The following is an 8,452-nucleotide window of genomic DNA, read 5'->3' as shown; positions in this document are numbered from 1 at the left end:
GTCCGAACACGTAGGCCAGCCCGAAGCCCAGATAGGCCGCGCGGTTGTCGACCTCGCCCACGCGCCGCGTGGGCGAGGTCGACAACCGCGCGGCCTATCTGGGCTTCGGGCTGGCCTACGTGTTCGGACACGGCGCCGCCGCCGTGTCCGAGGGCTCCGACCCCCTGCTCGACCTGCCCGGCTGGCTGCCCATCACGCTCCTCGGCATCGGGCTCGCGGCCGGCACAGTCTGCGCGACCCTCGCCGCCGTCCGCGCCCAACGCGGCGCCGCCAAGCCCGACGCCCTCACCGGCAACCTGCTCGGCGCCTCGTGGATCATCGGCTTCGTCGCCCTGTTCCTCGCCATCACCGGCCTGACGTCCACCGTCGACGCGCCCGATCTCCCGTCCATGCTCTGGCCCACCGGCTCGGGCCTCATCGTCGGCCTGCTCTACCTCGGCGAGGGCGCCGCACGCCGCAATCCGCTGCACTACGCCCTCGGCGCCTGGCTCGCCCTGACCTCCACCGCGGCGCTCCTCCTCGGCACCCCCGGCCTCTACTGGGTCCTCACCCTCGCCGGCGGCGGCGCCTACGCGGTCGCCACCGCCCTCGAACACCGCCGCCTCACCACCGCCCGAGACGCGCGCTGAGCGGGCCCGAGAGTCCGGCCTCAGGGCCAGACGTTGGCCCCCGCGCGGAACGCCTCGGGATCGGTCTCCACCGGCAGAACGCACACCAGGTGGCCCCCGGGCACGCGCAGCACATGGCACTCCTGCCACTGCGCTATCTCCTCGGCACCCAGGTCGACCAGGCGCGCGGTCTCCGCCTCGATGTCGTCGGTCTCGATGTCCAGATGGATCCGGGGCGCGTCGTCGACCGCCTGAACGGCGGTGACCAGCCCCGGCAGAGCCTCATGGAGCGTGGTGAACTGCGGCTCCGGCGCGAACGGCTCCGCGGCGACCCCGAGCGCCGCCGACCAGAAGGCCGTGGCCCGCTCGGCCTCTTCCTCGGGCGCGTCGATGATGACGGCGTACACGCGGCTTCTGTGCATGCATGGCAACCTACCCAGCCGATATGACGGAATGCCCGCGAGATCACCCGACGCCGCGCGGCACGGCGCTACATCACACGCAGGCGCGCCTCAACCGCGCGGGGCCCCGCCCGATCGCAGAGATCGGGCGGGGCCCCGGCACGCGCTCGCGCCCGGTCCGTCACGGATGCCGAACCCACTGTCACTGACAGGAGCTAGCCTGCCTTGCGTCGAGCCGCGCCCATGTCCGGGACGGTTGCCGGCGCATCCCCGACGGGGAAGGTCTCGTCCTCCACCCCGTCCGGAGCCTGGAAGGGGTTCGTCGTCGGAGGCGGCGATGCTGCGGTGGCATAGCTGGGCGTCTCCTCCGGAGCGGAGAACAGGGAGGTTGGGTCGATGAGAGGTTCTCCAATTCGTTATAGCGTCACGAAGGAAGCTGCCGTGCCGTGACCGGCGCAGCAGCCCTACAGCTTGCTCATCTTGGTGTACGGATTCAAGATCCGCTCTTGCACCGAACCGAAATCGACGAGCACCGCGATTCCATCCTCGATGCCGATCACCCGGCCCAGGCCGTACATGTCGTGCGTGACCTGGTCGCCCACGGCGAACTGCTTGGGCGGCGGCGTGACCGGGGCCTTGAAGGGGCTGGTAGGCAAGTAGCGCTTCCGTGCAGCTGGCGTTGTCATCACGACCAGTATGTGCCCGCGTGTCTCCGTTCGCGACTGTCTTCCACATCTACTGTCCGGCAGGGGCCCTGACAGCGGGATGAGGGCGCCTCTGACCTGCGAGATGCGGGGACTTCCCCGCCCACGGCTCGAACTCGGAAGCGGCCCCCGGCGCACCGGGAGCGGCGGACGCGCCTCGGCATCGACCGGCCGAGGGGGCCGTGGCCGCCGACTTCCCGAGCACGTCACCCTCCAGCATCCCAGACCCCGGTCGCGGCGGTCTCACGGGCGTACTCCGTGAAGTCGCGGGGCGGGCGGCCGAGGACGCGCTCGACGGTGTCGGTCACGTCGGCCCTGCGGCCGTCGAAGACCTCGACCATCAGGCCGGCCAGTTGCGCCGCGTACTCGGCGGGCACACCGCGTCCGGTCAGCGACGAGACGAACCGTTCGGGCGTGACCGGCAGATACCGCATGTCCCTGCGGGTCGCTCTCGCGATCTCGCCGACGGCATCGGCGAAGGTGAGCAGTCGTGGTCCCGTCACGTCGTGGATCCGGCCGGCATGGCCGTTCCCGGTCAGCGCCGCGATGACCACATCCGCGATGTCCTCCGCGTCGGTGAACGGCTCCGCGACGTCGCCGGCCGGAAGCGCGACCACACCGGCCCGGACCAGTTCCACGAGGAACGCCTCGCTGAAGTTCTGCGTGATGAACCCCGCCCGCACGACGGTCCACTCCGCACCCGAGTCCCGCACCGCCTGCTCGCACCGCTCGGCCTCGGCGGCACCGCGGTCGGCGAGCAGGACGAGGCGCCGGACGCCACAGGCCACCGCGAGGTCCGCGAAGGCACCCACGGTCCTGGCCGCACCGCGGAAGGCCGCATCAGGATAGAAAGCCACATAGGCCGCGTCCATGCCCCGCAGCGCGGGCTCCCATGTGGTGTCGTCCTGCCAGTCGAAAGGCGGTTCAGCACGCCGTGAGCCAACCCGCACCGGCACGTCACGCGCGACGAGCCCGGCCACGACCCTGCGCCCGGTCTTGCCTGTCCCCGCGAGGACCAGCGTCGTCGGTTCAGTCGCTGCCATGACCCCAGTCAACCGGAATGCCCGGATACGGGCCACGGCCAAGACCAGAAAGCCCCGAACCGCCGCCGCCGTTTCCCAGCGGCGGTCGAAACACCACGCCACCCAGGGCACCCACCACGACCGAACGCATCGCCGCCTGCGCGGCGGACGAGCTCTCCCCACGACCGAGCCGGCATCCGCCCGCCAGGACACCGCCCAACGTGCCTCCCGCACGGCAAGGTTCGCCCTGTTGACCACGGCTCGTAGCCACTGATCGTCAGCATGGCGGCTTCGCCAGGTGATGTAGCGGTGGATCAGGCCGCCCGTGGAGTTGCACCGGTCTGGCAAACACTGGTGGGCTTGTGGTTATACGGCTGCGTAGCGCACTCGTTTCGGTGTCTCCGCAGCGTGACGGCGTTCGTATTCGGCTGGGCTGAGTCGGCCGTTCGCCGGCGTCCACCCGATGAACTCCTCCTTGCGGGACCCAGCATCCCAAAGCGAAAGGTCGTCCATCGAACCGGGGCGACTTCAGAATGAGATTCACGACCATGTGAGGAGAAACGATGACGGGCCTTGCGGAGTCCATCGGGTCGATGGAGCAGCTCTCCGTGGCATGGCGCGCGATGGTGCTCGACCGGGATGCGGATGCGGACGTGCGTGACCTTCCCGGCATCGCTGTTCGGTGGGCAGACAGCCGGTTCGCGTTCTGGAACGCCCTCACCTTGACCGATGTGGGCGCCGACGCGAAGCTCCTTCGACAACGTCTGACCCGGACAGCAGACATCATGCGGACGAAGAAGTACCCGGGCTTCCTGTGGCTCTTCGAGGACCTCCTCGACGACGGGGCCCGCTCCGCGCTGGAGGAAACGGCCAAGCAGGCGGGCTTGCAGTACGCCTTCCCCGGCACCGGTATGGCCGGCGACCTCCTGCCCATCCCCGATCCTGTTCACCCGGACCTGACGTTTGTGCGTGTGACCACCGATGAACAGCTTCAGGCGTACGCAGACATCAACTCACGCGGCTACGGTTTCCCAGTTGAGGACGGCCGCGACGGACTGGTCGGCTCCGCGCTTTGGAAGAAGGAGGTGCACGCGTACCTGGCCATGCGCGGCGACCTCCCCGTGGCGTGCGCCGGCACCATCGCAGCAGATGGCCGTCTCTTCGTCGTACTGGTCGCCACGGAACCGGAATGGCAGCGCAGAGGCTATGGCGAAGCAGTCACACGCAAGGCACTGTACGAGGGCTCCCGGGCCACCGGGCTGACTCGCGCCACCCTGCACGCGACCGCTGCCGGGGCGCCCGTCTACCCGCGCATCGGCTTCAAGCCGAACTCCCCGATTTCTTTCTTCGGCCTGCAAAGCTAACCCGACCGACGCGATACCGGCCCGCCAGCCGTGCCACAGCCCCCAGACCTCGGGCGGCCTGCGGCACGGCCGACGGACAAGAGCAACTTCACGGGCTCCGGGAGACCGTGGCCGACTGTACCTACCGCGCTCCGGTCAGATCAGTCGACCTGGCCGCGTTCATGGACGACGGCACGGCGTACGAGATCTACGCCTGCCACGACTCCCTGCCCTGGCACGCCGAAGTCGTCCAGTGCCGTATCAGGCACCGTTCGCGGTTTCGCCAGATGATGTAGCGGCGGATCAAACGGAACCGACCGACGGGCGGGGTCGTCGAGCTGATCTCCTGTGTGAATGGCGCGGCTTCGTATCCACCGCAGAGCCAGGCGCGGGCTTGATGCCGGGCGGGAGCCGAGCCAGTACGTGTGTCCGGTCGTGGGGTAGGGGGCTATCGCCTCGTACCAGTAGGCGCGTTGGAGTACGAGGGCTGTCGGGGACGACATGGCTGTGAGGCTGCGGGGCCGAGTTCGGCGGTGATGCTGTGGCCTTGGTTTTCGGTGTGCTGGATGACGACCTTGGTCGCGCAGGCCGCGACGAGTTCGAGTCCGCGGCCGTGCTGATCGCTGGTGTCGGGGTGCTCGACGTGTGGGTGAGGGATGGTGCCCCCACCATGCCGGCGACCTGGTCGATGACGAGCGCGAAGCTGCCGGTGCCGCCGGCGGTGCGGGTGATCGCGTTGGCACCCAGCTCGGTGAGGATCGGCGCGACGTCGTCCGCGCGAGGATGGCTGCCGAGGACATCCTGGGTCCAGTGGCGTGCTCGGCTGACCTCCTCTGGCAGCTCGGTCGGCATTACGCTCCTCCGTCCGTCGTGACCTGCGGCTTTTCGTATCGGGAGGTGCCGTTCCGCTGACGTGGCCCGCGAGGAGACGTAGTTCTCGTGCGAGTCGTTGGCCGCTTGGCGTGGCTGCGGCGCGGTGCCCAGCCGAGACGCCGACGTGAGAGGAACGGCCATGTTCGGACTGATGGTGCGCTTCACCTGCAAGGACGAGACAGCGGCAGCCGCTTTCGATGACCTGGTGGCGCGGACCGGGGTGCAGATCCGTGCGCATGAACCGGGAACGGTGATCTACACGGTTCACCGCGTTGACGGCCAGCCGCTCCAGCGGATCTTCTACGAGCTATACCGCGACGTCGCCGCCTTCGAGACCCACGAGTCGCAGGACTACGTGATCCACTTCCTCGCCGAGCGGAACCAGTACCTCGCCTCGACCGAGGTCGACCGGTTGGACTTCGTGTCCGGCAAGGGCGTTGACGTTGAGCGCTGAGGAGTACGAGGAGGCGCTCGGACGGAAGATCGCCCGGCATCGCAAGCGGCGGGGCCTGTCGCAGAAGGAGTTCGCGGGCCTGCTGGACCGGTCGGAAGCCTGGGTCTCCCAGGTCGAGCGCGCGTGCGCCGCATCGACAGGATGACGGTGCTGGAGAAGGTGGCCGAGGTACTGGACGTGCCGGTCGCGGAGTTGGCCGCGGAGGCGTACGAGTATCTGCGGCTGGCCAAGGAGCCGGCCGAACGCGTCGGCGAGGGGCCCAACGACTACGACACCGAGTTCGGCCCCACCAACGTCGCCCTGCGGGCGGCGGGGAATGTCGACCCCTCCGGCCTGTCACCGGAGCGGCAGGCGCGCTGCGGCGTCGACCAGGCAGGTCGACGACGCCGTAGGCGCCCTGGTGAACGTGCGCCAGACCTTGCCGGAGCTGTTCCGCGCCAAGCCCGCTCTCCTGGCCATGAGTCCACTGCCGTCCGACCAGATGCGGGCCCTGGCGAGCGAGCTGGGGGTGGACGGCAGCTGACCGGCCCGCCGCCAGTCTGTCCGTTCCACCCGGTCCACTGAACGGCGCTTGCCGGTGGGGTGTTGACGAGTAGGAGTGACGTGCGACGACGCGGGGCGTTGAAGATCGTTTCCCGGCGAGAGAAGGAGCGCGCAGGTCAGTGGCGTGGATCCGGATGTATGAGGCGTAGCCGACGGCTCCGCCGGCCCGGCGCGTGCCGGGACGGGGTTGCCGGACCTTCGTCGAGGGACCGGCAGCCCCTTCGCGTACGGCACGGAACGTTACGGGCGCGCTCCCACCTCGTCGACGACCGCGCGGTCGAGGACGGCCGAGGAGTAAAGGACATCGCCGGCGGCCACCGGGCCGCTGTCCTCGAGGTCGAGGTCCGTCAAGGCGACGTTGCGCGTCCCGAGCAGTTCGAGTGATTCTTCGTCGAAGATCAGCTCGTGGCTCCGGTCGGGGTTGTAGGAGTCCGTGCGCGACACCGCGATGCCTGGGCGGCCCGCAGCGTCCTGCGCGTCGGGTATGACAGACACACCGGGGATGAGCGCGGCGGCACCGTAGAGGGCGGCGGCGACATCCGGCGGAACCAGGGACTCCTGGAGCAGGTCACCGATGTGGACGTAGGCGTCCTGGTGGGCGTCATGGTCCTCGTCGCCTTCCTCCTGCTGCCCGTACAACCACTCCAGCATGGCCTCGGGGTCGGTCGGCAGCGTCTGGAGGTAGCGGTAGTTGAAGGAGCTCCCGCCGAGCGGAACATCCCCCATGCCCTCCGTGCGCAGCAGCCCCTGCCGGCTGCCGTCCACCGCTTCCCAGACCTCCCGGTCCTGCGGCTGCCCGCCATGCTGCTGCACGAGGCTGCTCACGTAGATGTACTGATCGTCACGGATCTCTACGGGTGCCTGGGCGACGGCGGCCAGGGCCACCCGATCCAGCAGCTGGACCGCGGTTGCCGAGGGCGACGTGCCCTCGGTGCCGGCCTCCGTTCCGACACCTCGCCCTGGCGCGTCCGTCCCGCCGGGGGCACCGCTGATGAGCAGAGCCAGGGCCAGGGCCAGTGCACCGGCTGCGGCCGGCAGGCCGATGGCGGGCAGCAGCCACTTCTTCCGGTCGGCCGAGGTGCCGCGGGGCTCGGGGTTCTTGTGGATCTCGTGCATCAGGTGCTCCTTGAGCTGTCGGTGACGGCCCGGCGGGAGGTCCCGGTCGGGAAGCGACGGCGTGCCGTTCATGCGGTGTCCTTCCGTCCGAGCGGGGCCGCGGATGAGCGGCCGACTCTCACCTGTCCTGTGGCGCCCGGGGGTTCCTGCCGTCGCGCCACGGCTTTCCCTGTTCCATCCCGCTCCCGCGCATCGACCGCGGCGGCGAGTTTCCGCCGCGCCCGCGAGAGCCGGGACCGTACGGTGCCCAGGGGAACGCCCAGTGCCTCGGCGGCGGTCGCGTAGTCGTAGCCGGACCACACGCACAACGACAGCACCTCCCGTTCGGAGCGTCGCAGCGTGTCCAGGGCAAGGCGCACGGTCGATATCAGCGCGGCGTCATCGATGCGTCCGGCGACCTCGTCGGCGAAGTCGGCGACGACCGCCGGAGGGGGCAGCCGGGACATCGCGGCGGCGTGTCGGCGGGCCGTGCGCCGGGTGTTGCGGACTGTGTTCGTCGCGATCCCGAGGAGCCAGGGCCGCAACGAGCCGCCCTCCGGATCCAGCCGCTCACGCAGACGCCAGGCTTCGAGAAACGTCAGAGAGACCGCGTCCTCGGCGATCGCCCAGTCTCCGGTCAGCCGGAACGCGTGGTTGTACACCGAACGCGCGCATGCGTCGAACAACTCCGCGAAGGCATCCTCGTCCCCGTCCCGTATCCGAGGGCGTAAATCTGTCGTCATACCTGATGTCCTGTCCGGCCGGGGGGATGCGGTTCCCGTTGCGGATGTCATGGTCCCGTTCGGCTGCCCGACCGGACTGCTGGCCGCCGACCGCGCCTGCACCGACCAGACCACCGCCCACTTCTCCCAGCCCGCCCGCCTCTTGGGCTACCGGCCGGTCCTCGACCACAAGAAGGAACACCGCGGGATCCAGGGCACCCACCACGGCACCCTCCTCGCCGATGGCTCCCTCGCCCGCCACACTCGCCCGTGCCACTGCCAGTCCGGATGACAAGGCCGTACGCGAGATCGACACCAACCCCCGTCCCGGTGACCTGGGCCAGCTCGATACGACCTCCACCCGTCCCGGCACGGACGCCTACCGGCCCGTCCGGGCGAACACGGAGGGCCTCAACGGCAGAGCCACCCCAGAAAACGACTCACTCACGGCCGCATCGCCCTGATGCTCTGCACCATGATCCTGGAGGGCCCTGTGCACCGGCCAGAACACCATGGCCCAGACGACCGTCGCAGAACCGGATGAAGCCCCCTCGAACTGGCCGGACTCACGCCGCCACTCTTGATCACGAACGGGCTCTTCCACCTGAACCACCAGAAACCTGAGCGAACCCTGACATCCCCGCACCGCCGAAGCACCATCCGAACGCCCGCAAACAGCCCCCGCAC

General features: G+C 69.5%; 13 protein-coding genes. 8 read left to right on the top strand and 5 right to left on the bottom strand.

The annotated features are described in order from the left end of the window. Positions 1 to 44 precede the first annotated feature (44 nt). Complete coding sequence (locus ADY01_RS28785) at positions 45 to 629, top strand: hypothetical protein (RefSeq protein ID WP_049579334.1); 585 nt, start codon at positions 45 to 47, stop codon at positions 627 to 629. 20 nt (positions 630 to 649) lie between these two features. Here the strand turns inward: ADY01_RS28785 and ADY01_RS28780 are convergent, their stop codons facing one another. From ADY01_RS28780 to ADY01_RS28770, 3 genes are all read right to left on the bottom strand, one after another. Beyond that, positions 650 to 1,030, bottom strand: a complete 381-nt coding sequence (locus ADY01_RS28780) for a VOC family protein (RefSeq protein ID WP_049579332.1) — start codon at positions 1,028 to 1,030, stop codon at positions 650 to 652. 443 nt (positions 1,031 to 1,473) lie between these two features. Continuing rightward, on the bottom strand, positions 1,474 to 1,695 hold the full coding sequence (locus ADY01_RS28775; RefSeq protein ID WP_049579335.1) for a hypothetical protein: 222 nt from the start codon (positions 1,693 to 1,695) through the stop codon (positions 1,474 to 1,476). A 224-nt stretch (positions 1,696 to 1,919) separates the two neighbouring features. Then, positions 1,920 to 2,756, bottom strand: a complete 837-nt coding sequence (locus tag ADY01_RS28770; RefSeq protein ID WP_049579330.1) for an NAD(P)H-binding protein — start codon at positions 2,754 to 2,756, stop codon at positions 1,920 to 1,922. Between the two features lie 542 nt (positions 2,757 to 3,298). Here ADY01_RS28770 and ADY01_RS28765 point away from each other — a divergent pair. From ADY01_RS28765 to ADY01_RS37545, 6 genes are all read left to right on the top strand, one after another. After that, the gene (locus ADY01_RS28765) at positions 3,299 to 4,099 is read left to right on the top strand and encodes a GNAT family N-acetyltransferase (protein WP_049579329.1); all 801 of its coding nucleotides are present in this window, start codon (positions 3,299 to 3,301) and stop codon (positions 4,097 to 4,099) included. 107 nt (positions 4,100 to 4,206) lie between these two features. Then, positions 4,207 to 4,374, top strand: coding sequence for a hypothetical protein (locus ADY01_RS40000; protein ID WP_199826331.1), 168 nt, complete (start codon positions 4,207 to 4,209; stop codon positions 4,372 to 4,374). A gap of 245 nt (positions 4,375 to 4,619) precedes the next feature. Beyond that, complete coding sequence (locus ADY01_RS41660) at positions 4,620 to 4,952, top strand: hypothetical protein (RefSeq protein WP_049579327.1); 333 nt, start codon at positions 4,620 to 4,622, stop codon at positions 4,950 to 4,952. Positions 4,953 to 5,090: 138 nt separating this feature from the next. Beyond that, positions 5,091 to 5,405: a putative quinol monooxygenase gene (locus ADY01_RS28755; RefSeq protein ID WP_049579325.1), complete on the top strand. Its 315-nt coding sequence runs from the start codon at positions 5,091 to 5,093 to the stop codon at positions 5,403 to 5,405. Beyond that, positions 5,395 to 5,550, top strand: a complete 156-nt coding sequence (locus ADY01_RS40995) for a helix-turn-helix domain-containing protein (RefSeq protein WP_234320450.1) — start codon at positions 5,395 to 5,397, stop codon at positions 5,548 to 5,550. The genes ADY01_RS28755 and ADY01_RS40995 overlap by 11 nt, the downstream gene beginning before the upstream one ends. Further along, complete coding sequence (locus tag ADY01_RS37545) at positions 5,529 to 5,969, top strand: hypothetical protein (RefSeq protein ID WP_234320449.1); 441 nt, start codon at positions 5,529 to 5,531, stop codon at positions 5,967 to 5,969. Before ADY01_RS40995 ends, ADY01_RS37545 begins: the two co-directional genes overlap by 22 nt. A 219-nt stretch (positions 5,970 to 6,188) precedes the next feature. On the opposite strand, the gene ADY01_RS28745 is transcribed toward ADY01_RS37545, so the two are convergent. Both ADY01_RS28745 and ADY01_RS28740 read right to left on the bottom strand, forming a co-directional pair. Beyond that, positions 6,189 to 7,136 (bottom strand): CU044_5270 family protein, encoded by a 948-nt coding sequence (locus ADY01_RS28745; protein ID WP_049579322.1) that lies wholly within the window; start codon positions 7,134 to 7,136, stop codon positions 6,189 to 6,191. Further along, positions 7,133 to 7,786 (bottom strand): RNA polymerase sigma factor, encoded by a 654-nt coding sequence (locus ADY01_RS28740; RefSeq protein ID WP_049579321.1) that lies wholly within the window; start codon positions 7,784 to 7,786, stop codon positions 7,133 to 7,135. The genes ADY01_RS28745 and ADY01_RS28740 overlap by 4 nt, the downstream gene beginning before the upstream one ends. Positions 7,787 to 7,835: 49 nt before the next feature. On the opposite strand from ADY01_RS28740, the gene ADY01_RS28735 reads away from it, so the two are divergent. Beyond that, complete coding sequence (locus ADY01_RS28735) at positions 7,836 to 8,057, top strand: hypothetical protein (RefSeq protein ID WP_049579319.1); 222 nt, start codon at positions 7,836 to 7,838, stop codon at positions 8,055 to 8,057. Positions 8,058 to 8,452: the final 395 nt, after the last annotated feature.

The sequence above is a fragment of the Streptomyces sp. SBT349 genome (assembly GCF_001083795.1).
GTDB lineage: Bacteria > Actinomycetota > Actinomycetes > Streptomycetales > Streptomycetaceae > Streptomyces.
Note: the sequence above shows the minus strand (reverse complement) of the source record. Positions and strands in the feature narration are given on the sequence as shown.

What these genes read in the sequence shown, in the direction of transcription:
- ADY01_RS28770 (WP_049579330.1), bottom strand. Translation starts at nt 2,756, where the DNA reads ATGGCAGCGACTGAACCGACGACGCTGGTCCTCGCGGGGACAGGCAAG.
- ADY01_RS28735 (WP_049579319.1), top strand. Translation starts at nt 7,836, where the DNA reads ATGGTCCCGTTCGGCTGCCCGACCGGACTGCTGGCCGCCGACCGCGCC.
- ADY01_RS28745 (WP_049579322.1), bottom strand. Translation starts at nt 7,136, where the DNA reads ATGAACGGCACGCCGTCGCTTCCCGACCGGGACCTCCCGCCGGGCCGT.
- ADY01_RS28755 (WP_049579325.1), top strand. Translation starts at nt 5,091, where the DNA reads ATGTTCGGACTGATGGTGCGCTTCACCTGCAAGGACGAGACAGCGGCA.
- ADY01_RS28740 (WP_049579321.1), bottom strand. Translation starts at nt 7,786, where the DNA reads ATGACGACAGATTTACGCCCTCGGATACGGGACGGGGACGAGGATGCC.
- ADY01_RS28775 (WP_049579335.1), bottom strand. Translation starts at nt 1,695, where the DNA reads ATGACAACGCCAGCTGCACGGAAGCGCTACTTGCCTACCAGCCCCTTC.
- ADY01_RS28780 (WP_049579332.1), bottom strand. Translation starts at nt 1,030, where the DNA reads ATGCACAGAAGCCGCGTGTACGCCGTCATCATCGACGCGCCCGAGGAA.
- ADY01_RS28765 (WP_049579329.1), top strand. Translation starts at nt 3,299, where the DNA reads ATGACGGGCCTTGCGGAGTCCATCGGGTCGATGGAGCAGCTCTCCGTG.